Here is a 23865-nt window from a genome sequence, read left to right on the forward strand (position 1 = left end):
AGCACAGCTAAAATCTGCTATAATAGGTAAGTCTTTCAACATGTAACGATATGCGGACAAATCCGCTGAAAGGATATGGAATGAGTGAGCAAGGTGCAAGACCCGCCGCGACGGCGGGGGTGATGACTGCCGCGGCGGTGGTCTACGCGCTCGCGGCAATCTATCTGCCCATGCTGACAATGATGATGGGGATGTTCTGGCCGGTCTTTATCGCGCTCGTGACTGTGCGCGAGGGTCTGCGCTGGGGGATGCTTGCGGCAGCGGCATCTCTCATCCTTACGATGCTCTTTGCAACGCCCGTGACGGGGGCGTTTTTCGTCCTCTCGTTTGCGCCGACGGGGCTTGTCCTCGGGGCGCTCTTTCGGCGCGGTGCGGACACCGTACGCGCCCTTACAGGTGGGGCGCTTGCCTCACTCGCGGGCAAGGCGGCTGCTGCGGGGATGATGCTCCTGATCTTCGGGCTGAATCCGTTCGCGATGGATGTCTCGATGGCAAATGAGACGATGGATGAGACCCTTGCTATGTACCGTTCCCTCGGAATGGACGAGGCGCAGCTGGAGGAGACACGCGCGGCGTCGACGCAGGTGCTTGAGCTCTTTGTGCTGATGCTGCCCGCGCTCTTCCTCGGGAGTTCCGTGATTGAGGTCACGGCATCGTTTGTCGTGCTGCGCAAGGTACTCGTCCGCCTAGGGATTCCGGCGAAGGGGCTGCCGGCCTTTACAGAGTGGCGGCTGCCGATCTTCTTCTCCTATCTCTTTGCGTTCTCGCTGATCGGGATTTACTGGGGCACAACCCGCGATATTTCGTGGCTCTATCAGGCGGCGCTGAACGGCTATCTCATTTCGTTTGCTGCGGGGCTCGTGCAGGGGCTCTCCCTCGTGCAGTTCCTGATGAAGCGGTTCAATGTGTCCTCGTTCATGCGCATCATCATCTATATCTTCATTGCGGTGAACGGCTTTATGACGCAGATCGTTTCGTGGACGGGGCTGTTCGACATCGCGTTTGACTATCGAAAGAAGTTCCGTGAACGTCAATAAGAAATATATTGTATATACGTTATCCATATAAAGAAGGTGATTCTATGCCGCGGAATTTATCCGCGTGGGTCGATCTCATGGTCCACCTGATCGTCATGCTCGCGCTTGCACTTGTGACGTTCTGCTACAACTCCTACGTGGGGACTGCCGCGCTCCTTTTGTGGGCGTTGCTTGCGGCGTTTGCGTGGGAACGATGTCGTGACAGGGAACGGCGATTTGAACGCTATTGTATGGGCATTATCCGCAATGTCAACGATGTGATGAACTACGCTGTGGATCGGCTCCCGCAGGCGATCCTCGTGGTGGAGAAGGACGGACACCTCGAATGGTGCAACCGTCAGGTCGAGGAGTATCTCGGCGGGATAAAGCCGGAGCAGGGGACGCCGGTTTTGGATTTCTGGCCGGATTTCAAAATCGAGGAGATCTGGGGCACGGAGGGGGAGTATCGCTTCGCACATGAGGGGCGCACCTATCATGTCTACCATCGTACGGTGCCGACGCCGCCGCAGATGGATCCTCTGATGGCGTTTTACGTCGAGGATGAGACGGAGCTTGCCGATCTCAAGCAGCGCTTCCGCGCAAGCCGTACTGCCCTCCTCTACATTCAGCTCGACAACTACGATGAGATCATGCAGGGGCAGTCGGAGGCGGAGAAGTCCATGCTGCTGCTCGCTGTGCGTGAGCGTTTGGATGCCTGGATGAATGGACTCGGCGGATTTATGCGCAGCATCTCCGATGGAGAGTTCGTGGCGATGCTGGATCGCTCTTCGCTCGATCACGCGATTGCGGAGAAATTCGATATCCTCGATCAGGTGCGCAAGATTGTCAACTCGAAGGGGCTCCCCGTGACGCTCTCGATCGGGCTCTCGCTCGCGGACGATCAGTCGCTGAAGGAGCTCGGCGAGGAGGCAGAGGCAAAGCTCGATCTCGCACTCGGACGCGGCGGCGATCAGGTGGCGCTCGATATTGGTGGCAAGACGCAGTTCTTCGGCGGCAAGGCAAAGGCGGTCGAGAAGCACACACGCGTCAAGGCGCGCGTGGTGGCACATGCTCTGCGCGACATTATGGAGGGTGCGGACGAGATCTACGTCATGGGGCACCATAACGAGGACTACGACTGCTTCGGCGCTGCGATGGGCGTTGCCTGCATGGCACGCGCGCTCGGCAAGCCCGTGCACATCGTCCTCAGTGATATGAACGAGGGCATCGACCGCATTCTTGACATGGTGCAGAAGGATGAGGCATACGACGGTCTCTTTGTCCGTCCCGGCGATATTGCGGGCGTTGCATCCCTCTCTGCGCTGCTCGTTGTGGTGGATGCGCATATCCCGCACATCCTTGCCGATCCGACGCTGCTCGACCGCATTCCGAAGATCGTTGTGATCGACCATCACCGCCGCAGCGAGAATTTCGTCAAGAATCCGCTGCTCGTTTACATCGAGACAGCATCCAGCTCGGCGAGTGAGCTGGTGACGGAGCTGCTCATGTACTTTGGCGACAGTGTGCGGCCGACGCGTCTCGATGCGACGGCGCTCTACTCGGGTGTGGTCGTAGATACGAAGAATTTCAACGTCGGCGCGGGTGTCCGCACCTTTGATGCGGCGGCGTACCTCAGACGTGCGGGCGCAGATCCCGTGCTCGTCCGGGCGCTGTTCCAGAGTGACTATGAAACGACGGTGGCGCTCGCCCGCGCGAAGGCAAATGCGGAGTATTTCCCCGGCGGGCTGATCGTCGGAAGCATTCCCGAGCGTCTGCCGAATGGGCAGATCATCGCGGCGCAGGCGGCGGACGGCATGCTGCGCGTGGACGGGGTGCGCATGAGCATCTACGTCTTCCAGCTGCCCGGCGATGTGGTCGGCATCAGTGCGCGCTCGACGGGCGAGATGAATGTTCAGGTGATTATGGAGGCGTTCGGTGGCGGCGGGCACGCAAATGTGGCAGGCGCGCAGGTGAAGGGCGTGCCGCTCAGCGTGGTGCGGGGCAATGTCGTCGAGCGCGCTAGGGCATATATAGAGGAGAGTGACAACCATGAAGGTCATACTGCAGGCGGACGTTAAGAATATCGGAAAAAAGGGCGAGATCGTGGAGGTTGCGGACGGCTACGGACGCAATTTCCTCCTGCCGAAGAAGCTCGCGCTGCCCGCGAGCAGCGAGAATGTGAATGTTGCAAAGGCGCAGGCGGGCGCAAAGGCGCGCAAGGACGCGATGGCGGTCGATGAGGCGAAGCTGATGGCCGCCCAGCTCGAGAAGGTCGAGGTGGAGATTCCCGTACGCATCGGCGAGAACGGGCGCCTCTTCGGCGCTGTGACGGGCAAGGATGTCGCCGAGGCGCTGAAAAAGAAGAACATTGACGTGGATCGCCGGAAGATTATGATTCGCGGCGAGGTTGTGGGTGAGGGGCTGTACGAGGCAATCGTCAAGGTGCATCCGAACATCTCCACCACGATCAAGATTCACGTGAAGAAAGAGTAGGAAGTATAACAATTTCATCCATCGGGCTGATGAGGATCATCTCATCAGCCTCTCTTATACAAAAGGAAACATTTTCTATGTCATTTTTTAAGGACTTATTCGGTGGCGACGGGCACAAGGAGAAGCCGCCCGAGCTGTCACCCGAGGCGCGCATTGATGCGGAGATTGCGGTGATCTTTCGCATGCTTGCCGACTCGATGGGTACAGAACGACTCGTCATTCAGGCGGGTAAGATGAACGCAATGGCGCTCATGCGCTCGGAGAACCGACGTGAGCGTGTGTTGGCGCTCATGCGCATTCTCGAGGAGGATCCGCTGCTCTCGCCGCCGCCGTCGGAGGCAGAGCTTCCCGAGATCCTGAACCGCATGACGGAGCAGCTTGCGGGTATCCTCGCACGCCGTGATCTCGAGGATCGGATCGAGCGCAAGGTAAGCGAGAAGCTCGAGAAGGATCACGAGGAGTATGTGGACGACATACGCCGGCAGGTGATCTCCGAGGAAAGCCCGGGGACGGAGTCGCCGCACGACAAGAAAAAGCGTGAGGATCTCGAGGAGCTCGAGAGTATCCGCCTTACACAGTCTGTTATGGAGCTCCTGCGTCCGCAGAACTTCGATGAGATTGTGGGGCAGGAGCGCGCTGTGCGCTCGCTCATGGCAAAGCTCTCCTCGCCCTATCCGCAGCATCTCCTCCTCTATGGGCCGCCGGGTGTGGGCAAGACTACGGCAGCGCGCCTCGTGCTCGAGGCGGCGAAGAAGCGTGCCGTATCGCCGTTCGGCGAGAGGGCTCCCTTTGTGGAGACGGATGGGACGACGTTGCGCTGGGATCCGCGCGATATGACGAACCCCCTGCTCGGCTCCGTGCATGACCCCATCTATCAGGGTGCACAGAAGAGCCTCGCGGACAGCGGCGTCCCCGAGCCGAAGCCGGGACTTGTGACGGATGCGCACGGCGGTATTCTATTCATCGACGAGATCGGCGAGATGGACGAGATGCTGCAAAACAAATTGCTTAAAGTGCTCGAGGACAAGCGTGCCTACTTCGAGTCGGCGTATTACGATCCCGACGACAAGCGCGTGCCTCCCTATATTCGCAAGCTCTTTGAGGAGGGTGCGCCTGCGGACTTTGTCCTCATCGGTGCGACAACGCGTGACGCAGAGCATATCAACCCTGCGTTGCGCTCACGCTGTGCGGAGATCTACTTCGAGCCGCTGACACCCGCGCACATCCTGACGATTGTCGAGAATGCGGCTGAGAGGCTGAATGTCAGGCTTGGCGACGGCGCGGCGCAGCTTATCAGCGAGTATACGATTGAGGGTCGCAAGGCGATCAACATCCTCGCGGACGCCTACAGTCTCGCGCTGAACCGCCTTGCAGATACGGAGATCGAGCAGATTGTTTCACGTGAAACAATCGTGCCGCAGGATACGGAGCAAAGCGAAGGCAATGTTTCACGTGAAACATCATCCGCCCCCGCCGCGCCCCCTCTCCTCGTCACAAAGGACGACATTTACGAGGTCGCCCAGGTCAGCCGCCTCTATCAATTTGGGCGGAAAAAGGCATCAGATACACCCGCCGTCGGCAGAGTTTTTGGCCTCGGTGTTGCGGGCTTCCTCGGATCGATCATCGAGATCGAGGCGGTCGCCTTTCCTGCGGCGGAGAAGGGGAAGGGAACCGTGCGCTTCAATGAGACGGCGGGCTCTATGGCGAAGGACTCCGTATTCAATGCAGCGTCCGTCATGCGACAGCTCACAGGACGAGACATCCACGACTATGACATCCACGTAAACGTGATTGGCGGGGGCAACATCGACGGCCCGAGCGCGGGTACGGCAATTCTCGCTGCAATCGTGAGTGCCGTGACGGGCGCAGCGATTCGGCAGGATGTGGCTGTGACGGGCGAGATCTCCCTGCAGGGAGAGATCAAACCCGTGGGCGGCGTCTTTGAGAAGGCGTACGGCGCACGGCAGGCGGGTATCTCAACGCTCATCATCCCGTGGGAGAACAAGAAGGACATCCCCGAGGAGCATCTAGGGCTCACAATCCATCGCCTGAAGAAGGCGGAGGAGGCGTTTTCCGTGCTCTTTGCGGATGAGAAGTGGAAAGAGAAGGAGGGAGAATGATGCCGGAAGGACGCGTTCCACCGCAGAACATCGAGGCGGAGCTGTCCGTGCTCGGGGCAATGATGCTGAAGAAGGAGGCTGTCACGCAGGCGATTGAACTCCTGCGTTCAGATGAGTTTTATCGCCAGGCGCACCGCGTTGTCTTCGAGGCGATGGAGAGCTTGGTGCGTGAGGGCGAACCCGTAGACATCGTGACCGTGACGGAGTCGCTTAGAAAGAGCGGGCTCCTCGAACAGGTCGGCGGAATTACCTTTCTCGCAAATCTGACGAACAGTGTGCCAAGTACGGCGAATCTCGCCCACTATGCGAAGATCGTCAAGGAAAAGGCGATCCTACGCTCACTCATCGATGTGAGTACGGAGATTGCGGGCATGGCGTACGAGGGGAGCGAGGATATTGCTGTCCAGCTGGATGGTGCCGAGCAGAAGATCCTTGCGATTGCGGGCGGGCGTACAACAGGCACCTTCACGCCGATCAAGGACGTTGTCTTTGATGCCGTGGATCGTGTGAATCAGCTCGCGCAGTCCAAGGGCGGCATTACGGGCCTATCGACGGGGCTGGCTACCCTCGACTCCGTCACGCGTGGCCTCCAAAAATCCGACCTTATCATCGTTGCGGCACGCCCCGCAATGGGCAAGACGGCGTTTGTTCTCAACCTCGCGACCCATGTCGCCCTGCAGGGGGGCACGGTTGCATTCTTCTCCCTCGAAATGCCGCGCGAGCAGCTGATGCATCGTATCTTTTGTGCCGAGGGGCAGATTGATGCAACCCATCTGGCACGCGGAGAGCTGGATGAGGAGGAGTGGAGCCGCCTCGTCAAGGTCGCAGACCGCATGATAAAGACGAACCTCTACTTTGACGATACGAGCAGCACGACGGTGATGGACATTCGCACGCGCGCACGTCGTCTGAAGGCGGAGCGCGGACTCGATCTCATTGCAATCGACTACCTCCAGCTCATCCAGGCACCGGGGCGCGCTGAGAACCGCACGCTTGCCGTTGCAGAGATGACGCGCTCACTCAAGGTACTGGCGCGCGAGCTGAGTGTGCCGATCATCGTCCTCTCGCAGCTCTCACGTGCAACGGAGGGGCGTTCGGATAAGCGACCGATGCTTTCCGATCTGCGCGAGTCCGGCTCCATTGAGCAGGACGCTGACATCGTCATGTTCCTCTATCGCGAGGACTACTACAATCAGGACACGGAAAATGCAAATATCACGGAGCTGAGCATTGCAAAGCATCGTAACGGCGCGACCGACACAGTGAAGATGTTCTTCCAGAAGGAATACACGCGCTTCCGTGATCTCGCACGTGAAGGATGAAATTGTTTCACGTGAAACAATTTCATGCAATCCTCTCAAAAAAGAGGGGATTTTTTTTGTCATTTATGATATGATGAAGGAAGTTCAATGAATATGGAAGCGCATTTTTTGTGCGTATATACAAATGGGCAGGGGAGGAAGAGTCGTGTTAAAGAGTATTGCAATCATGACGAGCGGGGGAGACAGCCCGGGGATGAATGCGGCAGCGCGCGCGGTTGCACGCACTGCACTCTACGAGGGTGTGAAAGTTTGGGGAATCAACGACGGCTATCACGGGCTGCTTGAGGAGGATCTGCGTGAGTTGGAGTCCAAGGATGTGGGCGACATCATCCAGCGTGGCGGCACCTTTCTCGGGACGGCGCGCTGCAAGCGCTGGCAGACGCCTGAGGGACGCCGCCTTGGCCATGAAAATCTCATTAAACGTGGGATAGAGGGGCTCTGCGTCATCGGTGGTGACGGCTCTCTGCGCGGCGCGCAGCTGCTCTCGGAGGAATATGGCTTCCCCATCGTCGGCCTGCCGGGCACGATCGACAACGATGTCTGGGGCATGGACTACACGATTGGCTGCGATACGGCTGCGAACACAATCATCGATGCAATCAACAAGCTGCGCGACACGGCGTCGGCACACCGCCGCGTCATTGTCCTCGAGGTCATGGGGCGCAACTGCGGCTGGCTCGCACTCGTTGCGGGCATCTCGGGCGGCGCGGAGTACATCCTCGTTCCTGAGGAGGAGTTCGATCTTGAGGAGATCACGAACAGCCTGACTGCCGCGTATGACAGGGGCAAGCGCTACATCCTCATTGTCGTTGCCGAGGGGGCGGCGAGCGGGCAGGAAGTCTGCGACTACATCGCGAAGCATACGGACATCGAGACGCGCGTCTCCGTGCTCGGGCACATTCAGCGCGGCGGCGCACCGACGGTCATCGACCGCGTCCGTGCGAGCCAGCTCGGTGAGCAGGCGGCTCTTGCTCTGATCTCGGGTCTCTCGGGCGTTGTCTTCGGATACAGCAAGGGGCATGTCGTCTCGGTCAACCTCTACGATGCCGTGAACAACAAGAAGCAGCTCGACCCTGAGTATCTGCACCTCGCGAAGGTGCTGTTCTAAAAAGAAAGATTCCACATCCGCGCAGAAAGGATGATCCCGTGGCAAAGATCATAGCGATTGCCAGCCAGAAGGGCGGCGTCGGGAAGACGACCACAGCCGTCAACCTAGCCGCTGCTGTCGCACGCGCAAAACGCCGCGTCCTGCTCGTCGACATCGACCCGCAGGGGAACGCGACGAGCGGCTTCGGTATCGACAAGAATATGCTCATGTCCACGACCTATCGCGTCCTCATTGAGGGGCGCAGCCTTCGGGAATCTATCGTCGCCTCGGAGTATCGCGTCGATGTCCTGCCCGCGAACGTCGAACTCGCGGGTGCGGAGGTGGAACTCGCGGGGATGGAGCGGCGGGAGACGCGCCTTCGAGACGCCCTGACTGTCGTGGAGCATGACTATGACTACATCTTCATCGACTGTCCGCCGTCCCTCGGCTTCCTCACGCTGAACGCGCTCGCGGCGGCGCACGCCGTCCTCATCCCGATCCAGTGCGAGTTCTACGCGCTCGAGGGGGTGGCGCAGCTGATGAACACAATCAGCCTCGTGCAGGAGAGCGTGAATCCTGCGCTCACCGTGCAGGGAGTCGTCATGACCATGTACGACAGCCGCACGCGCATCGCGACACAGGTGGTCGATGAGGTGAAAAATGTCTTCGGTGCGGCACTCTACGAAACCCTGATTCCGCGCAACGTGCGCCTCTCGGAGGCACCGTCCTTCGGGCAGCCGATCACCTCCTACGACATCACATCGCGCGGCGCGGAGACCTATATCGCACTGGCAAGGGAGGTCATGAAGCGTGAAGAAAGCTAAGACAGGCGGACTCGGGCGCGGACTCGGTGCACTCGGGCTTGGGAAAAATGCCCTTGCAGGCGCGTCGAAACCGGCAGAACAGCCCGCTCCCCCGGAGACAGAGGCGCCTGCGGCGCAGACGGGAAAACCAGCAGAGCTGCCCGTGGACGCCATCGTTCCGAACCGCTTCCAGCCGCGCCGCGAGTTCGACGAAGCTGCGCTCGAGGAGCTGCGTGAATCCATCGTGCGCCATGGCATCCTCCAGCCCCTCTCCGTGCGCGATATTGGCGGAGGGAAGTACGAGCTCATCGCGGGCGAGCGCCGTCTGCGCGCGGCACGACTCGCAGGGCTCGCGACTGTCCCCGTCGTCTTTCGCACGGCATCGGATGCAGAGCTGGCGGAGATGGCACTCATCGAGAACATCCAGCGCGAGGATCTGAACCCGATCGAGGAGGCGCGTGCATACGAGCGCCTCTTGACGGAGTTCCGCCTCTCACAGGAGGAGCTGGCGCGACGCGTTGCGCGCAGCCGCTCGGCGATTGCAAACAGCGTCCGTCTCCTGCGGCTCGCCGATGAGGTACAGGCATTTGTTGCAAATGGTGTCCTCACGATGGGACAGGTACGTCCCCTCCTCACACTCGGCAGTGCGGCACTACAGCGCGAGGCGGCAGAGTATATCCAGGAGCATGAGCTCTCCGCGCGCGGGGCAGAGGCACTTGTGAAGCGTCTCATCAAAGATCCGAACGCACTCAAGAAGACGGCGCAGCCCGTCACAAAGCGCACCCCGGATATCTTCGTGCGCGAGGCGGAGGAGCGCCTGACACGCAGCCTTGGGACGAAAGTCCGCATACAGGAGGGACGTGAGCAGGGCAAGGGACGCCTCGAGATCAGCTATTTCTCCGCAGATGATCTTGAGCGTCTGCTGGGACTGCTCACCGGCGCAGACGGCGCGGCAAAGGAGGACAAGCGGGCGGCGTTGCGCGCCATCTCCACACAAAAATTTACCGTGTGAACATGCCGAGAAATGTAGGAAAGAAGGGAAGAAAGCATTGTTTCTGAACAATCTCGTCAACTATATTGCATCGCATGAGACGACGCTCCTGCTCGCCTCCATGCTGCTGATTTTGGTCTTATTGATACTGGTCATCTACACGATGGTGCGCCTCTCGACGATGAACAGCCGCTATCGTGCGATGATGCGCGGCTCGGAGACGGAGGATCTCGAGAGCATGTTGATCCAGCACGTTCATGAGGTGGAGAAGGTCTCTGCGACGAACGCGCGCATCCTCGAGGAAAATGAACTCATTCGCCAGTTCATCCGCAAGGCGCTCGTGCGCGTTGCTTCCGTGCGCTTTCGCGCATTCGAGGATATGGGCGGCGATCTCAGCTACTCTGTCGCCATGCTCGACGCGAACAACGACGGCGTGATCTTCTCGAGCATCTTCGCACGTGCGGACTCGCGCAGCTACATCAAGCCAATCAAGAACGGTTCCTCGGAGTATTCGCTTACGGACGAGGAAAAGGGCGTGCTGAAAGAGGCAATGTCTCAGCCCCTGCCGATTCAGTATTGAGACTCATATTAAACCTGCTGACACTCAGCAGGTTTTCATTTTTTTCGGCTAGGATAGGAGGACGAAATACGGATGACATATAGAGGAGAAGAACTTGAACGAAGAAGAGAAAAAGCGCTATAAAATCCAATTCATCGACAATGAGGAAGACGTAACACGCACGGTGAAGCTCTCCCTCAGCTCCCTGCGCATGATTGCCGTCGGAGCCGGGGCAGCGGTCGCCGTCCTCGCAGCGGCATCCGTGCTCTCTGTCTACACCCTTATGAACGGACAGGCGCATGAGGCGGAGACGGCACAGCTGCGCGAGGTAAACCGCATCCAGCAGGAGCAGATCCTGCAGGTCTCGAAAAAGGCAGCCGCGCTCCAGCAGGATCTCGACACGCTCCATCGCTCCGAGGATGGTCTGCGTGCGCTCATTGGTGCGCCGCCTGCCGAAGCGGACGAGGTGACACCCGTACGGGAGGCGGCAGAGGCACCCACGGGCGGCGCACCGCATGACCTGACAACGGACGAACTCGGCGAGGCGCTCGAGATGATCGAGACACGCATGGCAGCACGCCGCTCCTCGCTCGATCTGCTTGCGCAGACGATGCGTGCGAACTTCCCGGGCGCAGCCGCCTACACCTCGGACGATGCGGCACATACTGTGCCGTCGATCTGGCCGACATCGGGCTATGTCAGCTCGCCCTACGGACTGCGCTGGAACGGGACGGAGTTCCATCAGGGCATCGATATCGCCGCTGAGACGGGCACGCCCATCGTTGCGACGGCAGACGGCGTTGTGACATCAGCGGGATGGAACGGCAGCGGCTACGGCAACATGGTCGATGTCGACCACGGCGGCGGGATCGTGACGCGCTATGGGCACGCCTCCGCTGTTGCCGTGACGGTTGGTCAGGAGGTACGGCGCGGGCAGGTGATCGCCTACGTCGGCTCCACGGGCTACTCCACGGGCCCGCATCTCCACTACGAGGTACGCGTCAATGGTCAGCCCGTCAACCCCGCAGGGTATCTATAAGGAAGGAACACAATGAAAGCGATTTATTTCCTGCTTGCCGCAGGCATTTTCCTCCTCCCCGCCTACGGGGAGAGCGCGGAGAAGAAGGACATCCATGCGGTGATGACGGCGGCGGAGTCGGAGGGCACCGCGTCGGATGCGTCTGCAGACACGGCAAAAGCGCCCGAAAAGGGGGAGTCTGCCCTCGATGAGGAGATGGACGATCTCGGCGATGAGTCTCTCGACGAGCGCGATGAGAACGGCAAGATCATCCCCGTGCCCTATGACGGAGAGACGACCGCAAAGGACGCGTCCGCCGAAAAGGCTAAGGACGAAGCCCCGCAGGAGGCGATTGGGTACGGCTACGGTACGGATGAGGGACGCTCCTCCGCCTATGATGCCGCTGCCTACGGTGACCTCACTGCAATCATGCCCGTCAGCCTTGCGGGCGGCGACTGGGGCTTCATCGAGGGGGATGAGCGGCGCGGCTGGTTCTTCGACCGCTCGATGATGGCGAAGAACACGGACGGCACGATCTCCTACTGGCAGCTCATCCTCTACAATGACCTCGGACGGGCACAGTTCGTTGAAGCAATGCACGATGCAGAATATGACAAGCTGGCGTATACACTGCAGCGCCGCGTGCTGGATCTCAAAAAGAACACAATCCGCACCTATGAGATCATCGCCTATGACGGCGAAAACACGGTCATCACGGACGGCGACCGCGACGGTCATGCTGCCGAGATCCGCCCGAACACCATGGCGGAGAAAGAGCGCGATGCCGTAAAGAAGGCGGCGAAGAAGCTGAAATACAAGAAATAAATCCAAGGCATTGTGAGAATAAAGGAAGCGCTGATACAATGAAGTCCGTCAGATTGGTGCAGAATTTTTGTCCTGCCAAGGAAACAAACCGGACGCATAGCGGGGGCTATGTGGAGGATTTGTTGACACAGGCAGGGCGAAAAGGATGTGCCAAGATGGCGGTGCTGAATGTATCAGCGCTTTCTTATGTCGCATATTGACAGTGCAGGCGATTCCTGTTAGAATTAACCTGCAATTAAATATGCGGGAGGGCGTCGCATCCCTCCACGTTTCCGAGCAAAAATATCTAAGGGCTGAGCAGAGCCTATGATATTGCGCCTGCGCTGAGCGGTCTATGCAAAACGCGCACAGGGTTCACACAGAAATGCGCGGGCCTTCCCCTTGGAGGCTCGCGCCTCCCCTTGAAAAGGAAGCGACAGAATTGCCTCATTACAGAGCGTTGTACGCTGTTTTTTCGGCGTGCGTTCCTACCCATCGAATTTTGAAGGCTGTTCGTCGTACCTTTGGTGCGGGGGACAGCCTTTTTAGGCATAGAAATCGAACATAAAATTAGCTCCTAGAATAGCGAAAACAATGTTTCTTTTTCGCCCTTCAGGATGTATAATAATAAATATTTTCTATGATTAGTATTGGTTCTCAATAAAGCGCCCAAAAGGACGCCTGTGTATTTGTTAGGAGGATTCATGTGAGTAAGAGGGAGAGCTTGTGGGAGTCCTATCTCGCGAAGGGTATGAGTCGGCGCAGCTTCTTGAAGGGCTGCGTGACGCTCACCTCGCTGATGGGACTCAGCACGGACATGATGACGAAGGTCGTCGAGGCGGCAGAGACGAAGCCGCTGCCGGTCGTGATCTGGATTCACGGGCACGAGTGCACGGGCTGCGATGAGTCCTTCATCCGCTCGGGTGCGCCGCTCGCATCCGATCTCGTCCTGAACAGCATCGCGCTCGAGTACACGCACGTCCTCAGTGCGGGCTGCGGCGAGCCGTTCGAGGAGCATCTCGAGGCGACGATGAAAAAGTACTACGGCGAGTACATCCTCGCGGTCGAGGGCGCGGTCGCAACGGGCGATCATGCCTACACCTGCATGTCGGGCGGGCATCCCTTCGAGGAGACGCTGAAGCGTGTCGCGGCGGGCGCAAAGGCGGTCATCGCCTACGGCACGTGCGCGACGGCGGGCGGCATTCAGGCGGCGGCGCCGAATCCGACGGAGTCCAAGGGCATCCGTGCCTTCATCGGCGCGAAGCCGTATATTGCCGTGCCCGGTTGTCCGCCGATTGCCGAGGTCATGACGGGCGTCGTCATGCACGTCGCGCTCTTCGGCACGCTGCCCCCGCTTGACGCGGAGGGGCGTCCGCGCCAGTTCTACGGCAACCGCATCCACGATACCTGCTACCGCCGTCCCTTCTTCGATGCGGGCATGTTTGCCGACCGCTTCGACGATGCGGGCGCAAAGGCGGGCTGGTGCCTCTATCATCTCGGGTGCAGAGGCCCTGAGACCTACAACTCCTGCGGCAATCTGCGCTGGTATCAGGGGATGTCCTATCCAATCCAGTCCGGCGCACCCTGTATCGGCTGCAGCAATGCAAACTTCTGGGACGATGCGCCCTTCTCGCGGCGTCTGCCTGAGTACGACGGCATCGATGTCGACATGGTCGGCGCAGGCCTTGCCGTCGCGACGGCAGTCGGCGTTGCGGCGCATGCGGGCGCGAGCCTTGTGCAGAAGAAGCATCATGAGAAGCAGTTGGAGCAAGAGGGAAAGCAGGTGCATGAATGAAACACGTAGTCGTAGATCCGATCACCCGCATTGAGGGACATCTGCGCGTCGAGATCCAGGTGGATGAGGCGACGGGCAAGGTGGAGGACGCCATTTCCTCCGGTACGGCATGGCGCGGGCTTGAGCTCGTCATGAACGACCGTGATCCGCGCGATGCGTGGGCATACATTCAGCGCATCTGCGGCGTCTGCACGTCGTCCCATGCGCTGGGCTGTCTGCGTGCCGTGGAGGACGCATTCGGCATCACGATCCCGAAGAACGCGCATTACATCCGCAACATCATCGCGGCGTGCCTTGGGCATCAGGATCATATCATCCATTTCTACCATCTGCACGCACTCGACTGGGTCAGCCCACTCGAGGCGCTGAAGGCTGATCCGGCGGCGACGGCGGCGCTCCAGAACACGGTGCTCGCGACCTATCGTCTGCCGTTCCGTGGCCCTGCGGGGCTTGAGACGGAGGCGTATCCGCACGACGTGCCCGTCTCGAACCCCGAGTACTATGCGGCGATCAAGGCGAAGGTGCAGAAGATCGTGGAGAGCGGCCAGCTCGGCATTTTCTCCGCGCAGTGGTGGGATCACCCCGACTATCAGATGCTGCCGCCCGAGGTGCACCTCATGGCGATCTCGCATTACCTCGAGATGCTGGACAAGCAGCGCGACCTCGTCGTGCCGCACGTCGTCTTCGGCGGCAAGAACCCGCATCCGCACTATGTGCTCGGCGGCATGCCCTGCTCCATCTCGATGGAGGACGGAAACGCCCCGATCAATACGGCACGCCTCGCGATCGTGGATCGCTCGATCCAGTCTGCGCGTCATATGATGAACGACTACTACCTGCCGGACGTGCTCGCCATCGGGCATCTCTACGTGCAGAAGGGCTATGTCTCGGGCGGCGGCCTCGCCAAGGAGCGCGTGCTCGCCTTCGGTATGTTCCCGCAGGAGCCGTTCAGCGGCGCGACGAACGGCGATTTCTTCAAGGATCTGCTCGTGCGCTGCAACGGCGTTGTCGAGAACTTTGCGGGCGGCGTGATGCAGGCGAAGGTCTATGATTTTAAGATGGAGGATGTCTCCGACCCCGAGGTTATCAGCGAGAGCGTCGAGCACGGCTGGTACGAGTACAGCGGCGGCGACAGCAAGGGGCTGCATCCGTGGGAGGGCGAGACGAAGCCGCACTACACGGAGCCGAAGGAAGGCACGAAGACGGAGTGGAAGGCGCTGAACGAGCAGGGCAAATACTCGTGGCTCAAGACGCCAAAGTGGCGCGGCAAGCTCTGCGAGGTTGGCCCCCTCGCGCGCTACATCGTCCTCTACACGAAGGCAAAGCAGGGGCTGCTCGGCGACCTCACGTGGGCGGAGCAGATGATTGTCGACCAGATCGACGCAGTGACGAAGGTGCTCGGCGTTCCCGCCGAGGCGTGGCTGCCCTCGACGGTCGGCCGCACGGCGGCGCGTGCGCTCGATGCGCAGCTGCAGGCGGAGATCAGCAAGTTCTTCTTTGACAAGCTCGTTGCGAACATCAAGAGCGGCGACACGCGCGTGGTGAACAACGACAAGTGGGATCCCTCGACATGGCCGAAGGAGGCAAAGGGCGTCGGGTTCTACGAGGCACCGCGCGGCGCGCTCAGTCACTGGGTCGTCATCAAGGACGGCAAGGTGGCGAACTATCAGGCGGTCGTGCCGACGACGTGGAACGCCTGCCCGCGCGATGATGCGGCGGGACACGGCGCGTACGAGATGTCGATGATGGATACGCCCGTGAAGATCGCGGACAAGCCGCTCGAGATCGTGAAGGCGGTGCGCTCGTTCGATCCGTGCATGGCGTGCTCGACGCACCTCTTTAACGCGAAGGGGGAGAAGATCCGCGTCGTCACGACCGATCCCTATGCGGGCGTGCGCGTGGACGAATAGGGGGCGATCCGCATGAAAAAAGAACAGCGGCAGGAGTACTACCTCTTTAGTCCCTTTCTGCGTATCTTTCACTGGCTGATGGTCATTGCGATCATCGTCCTCTTTATCACAGGCTTTCTCATCACGAAGCCGCCCGTGATCCTCGCCTCGGAGCCGACGAATACGCCGCTCCTCATGAACCTCGTGCGCAACATCCACTTCATTGCGGCGTTTGCGTTCTGTGCGGGCTTCATTGGGCGCGTCTACGGTTTCATCATCAACCGCGGCGACCGCCTCTTCCCGCATTTCTGGAAAAAGCAGTATTACCGCGACATGATGGACGTTGGGCTGCACTACATGCTCATCAAGCCGTCGCATGAGCCGTTCCTGCGCAATCCGCTGGCGCGCGCCTCGTACGCAGGGCTGTATGTGCTCGTTGCCATCGAGGTGCTCACGGGCTTTGCCATGTACTATATGACAGAGCCGTTTGCCCCCGGCGGCATCATGTTCGGGTGGGTGAACCGCATGCTCGGCAACGAGTTTATGTCGCACTTCGTCCATCACTATACGGCGTGGGCGATTATCCTCTTCGCGATTGGGCACTTCTACATGGTTGTGCGTGCCGAGTTCATGGAGGGCGAGGCGGAGGTATCGAGCATGTTCGCAGGCTCGAAGCTCCTGCGTCATACGCCTGTTGATGCGAGGGATGTGGAGTAGGTGCATTGGGGGCGCGATATTAGGGAATCGCTGATAAAATGAAGTCCGTCAGATTGGCGTAGATTTTTTCGTCCGAACAAGGAGGCAAACCGGACGCATAGCCAAAGCTATGTGGAGGATTTGCCGACACAGTGCGGGCAAAAAAGATGCGTCAAGATGATGGTGCTGAATTTATCAGTGCTTCCTTAGCTTCCCCCGTTTCGACGAGGGAGGCGCTTCATCAAGTACGTTGATTTGGAAATAAAGGAGTAAACTATGTGTAAGGAATGCGGCTGCGGGCTCGCGGAGAGCACGACGCATTTGCAGTTTTTTGTGAAGGGCTATACGGAGGAGAATGCCGCCGCTGTGGAGAAGGCGCTCCTTGGCCTTTCGGGTGTCCTCTATGTGCATATCCATACGCATGACGGGGAGACGACGGTGGACTATGACCCGGCAAAGACGAAGATGACGGAGCTCATCAGCACCTTTGCCGCGCACGGTCTCACGGCGGAGCTCTAGGGTGCACGAGATGGCGATTGCAGAGGGCATCCTCGATATCGCCCTCGACCATGCGCGCACACACGCGGCACAGCGGATTGAGCGCATCCATCTCCTCCTCGGGGAACTCTCGGGGGTGGAGACGGAGGCGCTCTCTCTTGCGTTCTCTTCGGTCATCCGCGGGACGATTGCAGAGAACGCCGCGCTAACATGGGAGCGAGTTCCGTTTACGGGGCGCTGTCATGACTGCGGCAGAGAGCGCCGCATACGCCCCGCAGACTACCTCTGCCCCGACTGCGGCGGCGGCATGGAGATCATCGGCGGGCGCGAGATGCGCGTGGACTATATAGAGATGGAATAGGTTATGAAGGTAGTTGTAAAGGCGGACATCCTCGGCAGGAACGAGGTGGCGGCGGCGGAGAACGCGGCGCTCTTTGCGCGGCACGGGATCTACGCGCTGAACCTCCTCGGATCGCCCGGCTGCGGCAAGACCTCACTGCTCGAGCAGACCCTCACGGCGCTCGGCAAAGAGCTGCGCATGGCGGTGATCGAGGGCGATCTCTTCACGACGAAGGATGCGGCGCGCATTGAACGCTGCGGCGCCCCTGTCGTGCAGATCAACACGAGTGGCGGCTGCCATCTGGATGCGGCGATGGTAGCGGCGGCGCTGGAGAAACTCGATCTCACGGCGCTCGACCTCATCGTGATCGAGAACGTGGGTAACCTCGTCTGCCCCGCCGAGTTTGCGCTCGGTGAGGATCGGAAGGCGGTCGCGCTCAGCATCACGGAGGGGGACGACAAGCCGCTGAAATATCCGCTGATCTTCAAGGAGTCGGCAGTTGCACTCCTCAACAAGGTGGACATCCTGCCCTATACGAATTTCGATATGGAGGCGGCGCGCGCGGACATTACGGCGCTCCACCCCGGGATCTCCGTTCTGCCGATTTCGTGTCGGACGGGCGAGGGTCTTGCGGCGTGGTACGATTGGCTGCGCGCGGAGATTGCAGCAAAGAAGCGCGGAGGAGGGCAGCAGTGAAGAGCATCTATGACGAAATTGTTCCCGTTGCGCCTGTGACGGTGCTCGGGATCGGCAATATCATCCTGCGCGACGAGGGCTTCGGCGTGCGTGCGATGGAGTATCTCGAGGAACACTACTCCTTCCCGCAGGAGGTGCGCCTGCTCGACGGCGGGACGCTTGGCCCCGAGCTGCTGCATTTCGTGACGGGCACGGAGAAGCTGCTCATCCTCGACGCTGTTGCGGGTGACGCCGCGCCTGGAACGGTCTATCGCTTCGAGAACGATGCGGTGATGGCGCATTTTCAGGAGAAGATGTCCTCGCATGAGATCGGGATTCAGGACGTGCTCGCATGGCTGACGGTGACGGGGCGGTCGATTCCGAACGTCGTTGTGCTCGGCATGCAGCCCTATGAGCTGACGGCGGGGCTGACGCTCAGCCCCGAGATGGCGGCGGCGCTCCCCTCCTTTGCGCATCGTGCGGTGGAGGAGCTCGTGCGCTTCGGCGTTATTCCGAAGGAGCGCAGTGTGCCGCGCAGGCAGACGGCATGACGGATTGTGGACATACGCCGCCGGGGCAGAGCCCCGTGAACGGGGGCGCGCGGGAAAGGCGCGCCTTTCGTGTCTCAGGGATTGTGCAGGGCGTGGGCTTTCGTCCCTTCGTCTATCGGCTCGCTGCAAAATACGGTCTTAGCGGCTGGGTGCTGAATGACAGCGCGGGCGTTGGTATCGAGGCGGAGGGCACGGCGGCGACACTCGACGCCTTTGCAGATGCCCTGCGCACGGAGGCGCCGCTTGCGGCGTCGGTGACGGCTGTGACGTTCACGGATATTCCGTCGCAGGGGGAGGAGGCGTTCCGCATTCTGGAGAGCCCGCAGGGGGCGACGGCACGGACGCTCGTCTCGCCCGATCTTGCGGTCTGCGCGGACTGTCGGCGTGAGATCCTCTCTGCGGCAGATCGGCGGCATGGCTACGCCTTTACGAATTGCACGAACTGCGGGCCGCGCTACTCCATCATTCGCGGTGTGCCCTACGATCGGCCGCTGACCTCGATGGCTCCGTTTCGGATGTGCCCCGCATGTCAGCACGAGTATGATGATCCCGCCGACCGCCGCTTTCACGCGCAGCCGAATGCGTGCGGGGCGTGCGGCCCCTCCTATCGTCTCCTCGTGGACGGGGCGGAGGCAGCGGGTGACCCGCTTGCGGCGGCGCGGCGCATTGTGGCAGGGGGCGGCACTCTCGCCGTCAAGGGCATCGGCGGCTATCATCTCGCGTGCGATGCGCGCAGCGAGGCGGCGGTCACGCGGCTCAGACAGCGCAAGCGGCGCGAGGCGAAGGCGCTTGCCGTGATGGCGGGCAGTATGGAGACGGTGCGGGGGCTCTGCACGGTCTCGGATGAGGAGGAGCGTTGGCTGACATCGCCTGCTGCACCGATTGTCCTTCTGCGTCGGCGCGCCGATGCACGGAACCCGGCGGCGGAGAGTGTTGCGCCGGGGAACGCATACCTCGGCGTGCTCCTGCCGTATGCGCCCGTGCATCTCCTCCTGCTTGCGGAGGATGATCTCTGGGTGATGACGAGCGCAAATCTCAGTGGTGAGCCGATCATCTACGAGGATGACATTGCCGTGCGCGGCCTTGCGGGGATTGCGGATGCGATTCTCGTGCACAATCGGGAGATTGTGCATCGCGTGGACGATTCCGTCCTGCGCATGACGGCGGGCGGGCGTCAGATCGTACGCCGCAGTCGGGGCTTTGCGCCGACGCCGCTCGCGCTGCCCTTTGATGGGGGGACATCGGTGCTTGCGGGTGGGGCGGAGCTAAAGAATACCTTTTGCCTGACGCGCGGGCAGGAGGCTTTTCTGAGCGAGCACATCGGCGACCTGATGGAGCATGCCGTGCTCCGCTCCTACGAGGAGACGATCGCGCACTACGAGGCGTTCTTCGAGGTGCGCCCCGCATTGCTCGCCGCTGATCTCCATCCCGCCTATCTCTCGACGCAGTATATGCGTGCGCGTGCGGCGCACGAGGGGCTGCCGCTCGTCAGTGTTCAGCATCATCACGCGCATATTGCAGCGGTGCTCGCAGAGCATGATGTGTGGGAGCGCGTCCTCGGTGTCACGCTCGACGGGACAGGCTACGGCGCGGATGGGGCTTCGTGGGGCGGGGAGTTCCTCGCGGCGGATATGAGGGACTACGAGCGGCGCGCACATTTCGCCTATCTCCCGCTGCCGGGCGGCGACCGCGCGGCAAAAGAGCCGTGGCGGCTTGCGCTCTGGGTACTGCATACGATGTACGGGGAGGAAATAGCCCGGCGCGCGCCGAAATTTATTGAGGCGCTTCCTGCGGGCTGGGAGCTGCTCGTGCAGGCGACGGCGGCAGGGGTGAATGCACCGCTGACGTCGAGCGCGGGGCGTCTCTTCGATGCGGCGGCGGCGCTCCTCGGCCTGTGCCGCATGAATGCGTACGAGGGGCAGGCGGCGATTGGGCTGGAGCTGCTTGCACGGCGTGCGCGGCGCGCGGGCGTTATCCTGCCCTATCGTGTGAACCTAACGGCGGCGCCGATCACGGTGGACTTCCTGCCCGTGCTCGCAGCGCTTGCGGACGGTGTGGAGTGCATCTCGGCGGAAGAACGTGCGGGGCGTGCGCTCGACTTCCATGTGACAATGGCGGCGGCGGTCGCAGAGGTGCTGCATCTGCTCTCGGCGCTCACAGGGCTGCGCACGGCGGTGCTCTCGGGCGGCGTGTTTCAGAACGCGCTGCTCCTTGAGGAGCTGCTTGCGTATCTCGCGGATTTCCGCGTGCTTCTGCCGCACGCTGCGCCGCCGAACGATGGTGGGATTGCATACGGACAGGCGGCGGTCGCGTTGGCAAGGATGGGAATGTGAGGAAAAAGCGGCTAATACAGTGTGTTTGCGCCGCTGACGGCAGCACGATATAAAAAGCCTCCCCCGTGCGACACGGGGGAGGGGAACCGCGAAGCGGTGGAAGGGGCGCCTTGAACGATTGGGTGCAGCATAACGATAGGATGATACATCCCCATGATGGGTTAAGATAAAGGAGAAAATATGTGTTTGGCAGTTCCGGCGAAAGTCGTTGAGATACAGGATCAGCTTGCCTCGGTGGAGGTGAACGGGGTGCGCCGCGCGGCGAGCCTCATGCTGCTGCCCGAGGCGGCGATTGGCGACTATGTGCTCGTCCACGCGGGCTTTGCGATGCAGATCGTCGAGGCGGACGAGGCGGAGCGGATCGAGGCGCTGCGTGCGGAGATGCGTGGTGCACCGCGTACGGTGGTGAGTATCCCATGAGGAGCGCGCAGGACACGCAGACACGTGCGGCGGAAATTATCTCAGAGCTGCGCGATATTGTCGGCACGCACGGAAAGCGCATCCGCCTGATGGAGGTCTGCGGGACGCATACGGTTGCGATCTTTCGCGCGGGACTGCGTCAGATTCTCCCCGAGGAGGTGGAGCTCGTCTCAGGACCCGGATGCCCCGTCTGCGTAACGGCGGACGATTACATCGACGCGGCGATTGCGTACGCGGGGATGGAGGATGTCATCATCACGACGTTTGGCGATATGCTGAAGGTGCCCGGCACGCGTTCGAGCCTTGCCGAGGCGCAGGCGGCAGGTGCGGATGTCCGCATCGTCTACTCGCCACTTGATGCACTCACGATTGCGGCGGAGAATCCGACGAAACAGGTTGTCTTCCTCGCCGTCGGCTTTGAGACGACGGCACCGACCGAGGCGGCGGCGGTGCTCGCGGCAGAGGCACAGGGGATTCGGAACTTCTTCCTCTTTTCGGCGCAGAAGCTTGTGCCGCCCGTCATGCGCGCGCTTCTCGACGGCGGGGAGACGCATGTTGACGGCTTCCTCCTGCCGGGACACGTCTCGGTGGTGACGGGGACGGAGACGTTCGAGTTCCTTGCGCGGGACTACTCTGTGCCGGGGGTTGTGGGCGGATTCGAGCCGCTTGAGATCCTGCGCGCGATTCAGCTGCTCGTGCGCCAGATCGGGGCGGGGGAGGCGCGCATCGAGAACGCCTATGAGACGGTTGTGCGCCCTGCGGGCAATCCCGTTGCGCGTGCGGCAATCGAGCGCGTCTATAAGCCTGCATCGGTGCGCTGGCGCGGACTGGGCGAGATTCCCGCCTCGGGGCTTGCCATGCGCGAGGAGTACGCGACATTTGACTTTGCACGCGTGCGCCCGCTCTCGGTGGAGACTGTGGGTGACGGGCGCCACGGCTGCCGCTGCGGCGAGGTGCTGCGCGGGGCGATTGTGCCGCGTGACTGCAATCTTTTCGGCAAGGCGTGTGTGCCGGAGCACGCCATAGGGCCGTGCATGGTCTCGGTTGAGGGGACGTGCGCTGCATGGTATAAATATGGGGGAGGAAGGTTCCGCTATGGAGCATGAGGTCATTACGCTCGCACATGGGGCGGGCGGACAGATGAGTCACGCGCTGATGGAGGAGGTTGTGCTGCCGGAGCTCGGCAATACGATTCTCGATACGCTGCATGACGGCGCTGTCCTGCCGCTCGCGGGACGCGCGGCGTTTACGACGGACTCCTATGTCGTGCAGCCGCATTTCTTCCCGGGCGGGAGCATCGGGCGGCTCGCCGTCTGCGGGACGGTCAACGACCTCGCGATGACGGGCGCAGTACCGCGCTGGCTCTCGCTCGCCGTCATCCTCGAGGAGGGCTTCCCCATCGAGACCCTACGCCGCATCGTGCGCGATATTCGCGCGGCGGCAGATGAGGCGGGCGTCCTCCTCGTGACGGGCGATACAAAGGTCGTGCCGCGCGGCTGCGGGGACGGCATCTATATCAATACGGCGGGTGTTGGCGAGATGATTGAGGGCGTGGACATTGCCCCCGTGAATATCAAACCGGGCATGGACATCATCGTCTCTGGCACGCTCGGCGATCATGCGGCAACGGTCATGGCGGCGCGGCACAATCTCACGCTTCCGCCCGAGATCATGAGCGACAGCGCACCGCTCTGCCACATGACGGCGGCGATGCTCGCGGCGGCACCCTCCATTGCTGTCCTGCGCGATCCGACGCGCGGCGGCGTTGCGGCGTCGCTGAACGAACTTGCAGGAGCGGCGGGCGTCGGCGTTCTCCTCGAGGAGGGCGCGATCCCCGTGCATCCCGCCGTGCAGGGTGTCTGCGATCTCCTCGGATTCGACCCGCTCACGCTTGCAAACGAGGGCAAGCTCCTCGCCTTCGTCCCGCCCGAGGACACGGCACGCGTGCTGGATGTCATGCACGCCGACCCGCATGGGCGTGCGGCGTGCGTCATCGGGCACACAACGGCGGAGGCACCGGGCGAAGTGGGGCTGCGCACCGCTCTCGGCGGCATCCGCATCGTCGATCTGCCCCTCGGGGAGCTTGTGCCAAGGATTTGCTGAAATCCTGTTTTCCGCGCACGAAAAAAGCGGGCAGTGGTCAGCCGCCCGCTTTTTCCCTTATCTATCTGTAGTAGGATGATAGTAGGTTACTTTGTGAGATGCACGTCGGGAATCTGGACATCGTGATGCGTGTCCGGGTCGACGTTGGAATACACGCCCGTCTTTGTCTCGAATGCCTTCAGATTGTCTGCGTTTGCCTCGAGCATGTCCTCTACGAAACGCTCCACTGCATCTGCGAAATATACTGCCATCTCAGTTCCCCTTTTCTATTGCATATTTCTGTAGTGACCTTACCTTAGCACTTTTTCCGCATAAATAAAAATATTTCTTTACGATAAAATAATAGCCTGCG

23 protein-coding genes and 1 riboswitch are annotated in these 23865 nt (G+C 60.9%); of the genes, 22 read left to right on the forward strand and 1 reads right to left on the reverse strand.

What is annotated here, in order from left to right; all coding sequences use genetic code 11:
- Positions 1 to 80: 80 nt before the first annotated feature.
- From H1B31_RS03015 to hypE, 22 genes are all read left to right on the forward strand, one after another.
- Positions 81 to 1037 carry a YybS family protein gene (locus H1B31_RS03015; protein ID WP_185980858.1) on the forward strand — a complete coding sequence of 319 codons (957 nt, stop codon included), beginning with the start codon at positions 81 to 83 and terminating at the stop codon, positions 1035 to 1037.
- 44 nt (positions 1038 to 1081) lie between these two features.
- Positions 1082 to 3094, forward strand: coding sequence for a DHH family phosphoesterase (locus H1B31_RS03020; protein WP_185980859.1), 2013 nt, complete (start codon positions 1082 to 1084; stop codon positions 3092 to 3094).
- The gene (rplI, locus tag H1B31_RS03025; RefSeq protein ID WP_185980860.1) at positions 3066 to 3509 is read left to right on the forward strand and encodes a 50S ribosomal protein L9; all 444 of its coding nucleotides are present in this window, start codon (positions 3066 to 3068) and stop codon (positions 3507 to 3509) included. The genes H1B31_RS03020 and rplI overlap by 29 nt, the downstream gene beginning before the upstream one ends.
- A gap of 77 nt (positions 3510 to 3586) precedes the next feature.
- Positions 3587 to 5629 carry a Lon family ATP-dependent protease gene (gene lonC / locus H1B31_RS03030; protein WP_185980861.1) on the forward strand — a complete coding sequence of 681 codons (2043 nt, stop codon included), beginning with the start codon at positions 3587 to 3589 and terminating at the stop codon, positions 5627 to 5629.
- On the forward strand, positions 5629 to 6951 hold the full coding sequence (dnaB, locus tag H1B31_RS03035) for a replicative DNA helicase (protein ID WP_185981218.1): 1323 nt from the start codon (positions 5629 to 5631) through the stop codon (positions 6949 to 6951). Before lonC ends, dnaB begins: the two co-directional genes overlap by 1 nt.
- A gap of 124 nt (positions 6952 to 7075) precedes the next feature.
- On the forward strand, positions 7076 to 8059 hold the full coding sequence (gene pfkA / locus H1B31_RS03040; RefSeq protein ID WP_009440662.1) for a 6-phosphofructokinase: 984 nt from the start codon (positions 7076 to 7078) through the stop codon (positions 8057 to 8059).
- Between the two features lie 38 nt (positions 8060 to 8097).
- The gene (locus H1B31_RS03045; protein ID WP_009440661.1) at positions 8098 to 8862 is read left to right on the forward strand and encodes a ParA family protein; all 765 of its coding nucleotides are present in this window, start codon (positions 8098 to 8100) and stop codon (positions 8860 to 8862) included.
- Entirely contained in the window at positions 8849 to 9853 is a 1005-nt protein-coding gene (locus H1B31_RS03050) for a ParB/RepB/Spo0J family partition protein (RefSeq protein ID WP_185980862.1), read from the forward strand. Before H1B31_RS03045 ends, H1B31_RS03050 begins: the two co-directional genes overlap by 14 nt.
- A 37-nt stretch (positions 9854 to 9890) precedes the next feature.
- On the forward strand, positions 9891 to 10412 hold the full coding sequence (locus H1B31_RS03055; protein WP_009440659.1) for a DUF4446 family protein: 522 nt from the start codon (positions 9891 to 9893) through the stop codon (positions 10410 to 10412).
- A 94-nt stretch (positions 10413 to 10506) separates the two neighbouring features.
- On the forward strand, positions 10507 to 11430 hold the full coding sequence (locus tag H1B31_RS03060) for a M23 family metallopeptidase (protein WP_185980863.1): 924 nt from the start codon (positions 10507 to 10509) through the stop codon (positions 11428 to 11430).
- Between the two features lie 12 nt (positions 11431 to 11442).
- Positions 11443 to 12234: a hypothetical protein gene (locus H1B31_RS03065; protein ID WP_185980864.1), complete on the forward strand. Its 792-nt coding sequence runs from the start codon at positions 11443 to 11445 to the stop codon at positions 12232 to 12234.
- Positions 12235 to 12492: 258 nt separating this feature from the next.
- Positions 12493 to 12662, forward strand: a riboswitch (molybdenum cofactor riboswitch).
- A 257-nt stretch (positions 12663 to 12919) separates the two neighbouring features.
- Positions 12920 to 14008 carry a hydrogenase small subunit gene (locus tag H1B31_RS03070; protein ID WP_185980865.1) on the forward strand — a complete coding sequence of 363 codons (1089 nt, stop codon included), beginning with the start codon at positions 12920 to 12922 and terminating at the stop codon, positions 14006 to 14008.
- Complete coding sequence (locus tag H1B31_RS03075; RefSeq protein ID WP_185980866.1) at positions 14005 to 15918, forward strand: nickel-dependent hydrogenase large subunit; 1914 nt, start codon at positions 14005 to 14007, stop codon at positions 15916 to 15918. Before H1B31_RS03070 ends, H1B31_RS03075 begins: the two co-directional genes overlap by 4 nt.
- Positions 15919 to 15930: 12 nt before the next feature.
- Positions 15931 to 16614: a Ni/Fe-hydrogenase, b-type cytochrome subunit gene (gene cybH / locus H1B31_RS03080; RefSeq protein ID WP_009440652.1), complete on the forward strand. Its 684-nt coding sequence runs from the start codon at positions 15931 to 15933 to the stop codon at positions 16612 to 16614.
- Positions 16615 to 16869: 255 nt separating this feature from the next.
- Positions 16870 to 17112 carry a hypothetical protein gene (locus H1B31_RS03085; RefSeq protein WP_185980867.1) on the forward strand — a complete coding sequence of 81 codons (243 nt, stop codon included), beginning with the start codon at positions 16870 to 16872 and terminating at the stop codon, positions 17110 to 17112.
- 1 nt (position 17113) lies between these two features.
- Entirely contained in the window at positions 17114 to 17452 is a 339-nt protein-coding gene (gene hypA, locus H1B31_RS03090; RefSeq protein WP_185980868.1) for a hydrogenase maturation nickel metallochaperone HypA, read from the forward strand.
- 3 nt (positions 17453 to 17455) lie between these two features.
- Positions 17456 to 18127: a hydrogenase nickel incorporation protein HypB gene (gene hypB, locus H1B31_RS03095; protein WP_185980869.1), complete on the forward strand. Its 672-nt coding sequence runs from the start codon at positions 17456 to 17458 to the stop codon at positions 18125 to 18127.
- Positions 18124 to 18657: a HyaD/HybD family hydrogenase maturation endopeptidase gene (locus H1B31_RS03100; RefSeq protein ID WP_009440648.1), complete on the forward strand. Its 534-nt coding sequence runs from the start codon at positions 18124 to 18126 to the stop codon at positions 18655 to 18657. Before hypB ends, H1B31_RS03100 begins: the two co-directional genes overlap by 4 nt.
- A complete protein-coding gene (hypF, locus tag H1B31_RS03105) occupies positions 18654 to 20990 on the forward strand; it encodes a carbamoyltransferase HypF (RefSeq protein WP_185980870.1) in 2337 nt (778 codons plus the stop codon). Before H1B31_RS03100 ends, hypF begins: the two co-directional genes overlap by 4 nt.
- Before the next feature lie 180 nt (positions 20991 to 21170).
- Entirely contained in the window at positions 21171 to 21410 is a 240-nt protein-coding gene (locus H1B31_RS03110) for a HypC/HybG/HupF family hydrogenase formation chaperone (protein WP_009440646.1), read from the forward strand.
- Entirely contained in the window at positions 21407 to 22516 is a 1110-nt protein-coding gene (gene hypD, locus H1B31_RS03115) for a hydrogenase formation protein HypD (RefSeq protein ID WP_185980871.1), read from the forward strand. The genes H1B31_RS03110 and hypD overlap by 4 nt, the downstream gene beginning before the upstream one ends.
- Positions 22506 to 23513, forward strand: coding sequence for a hydrogenase expression/formation protein HypE (gene hypE / locus H1B31_RS03120; protein ID WP_185980872.1), 1008 nt, complete (start codon positions 22506 to 22508; stop codon positions 23511 to 23513). The genes hypD and hypE overlap by 11 nt, the downstream gene beginning before the upstream one ends.
- Before the next feature lie 86 nt (positions 23514 to 23599).
- Here hypE and H1B31_RS03125 read toward each other — a convergent pair whose 3' ends face one another.
- Positions 23600 to 23764, reverse strand: coding sequence for a hypothetical protein (locus H1B31_RS03125; RefSeq protein WP_009440643.1), 165 nt, complete (start codon positions 23762 to 23764; stop codon positions 23600 to 23602).
- Positions 23765 to 23865: the final 101 nt, after the last annotated feature.

Source organism: Selenomonas timonae (genome assembly GCF_014250475.1).
GTDB classification, from domain to species: Bacteria; Bacillota; Negativicutes; order Selenomonadales; family Selenomonadaceae; genus Centipeda; species Centipeda timonae.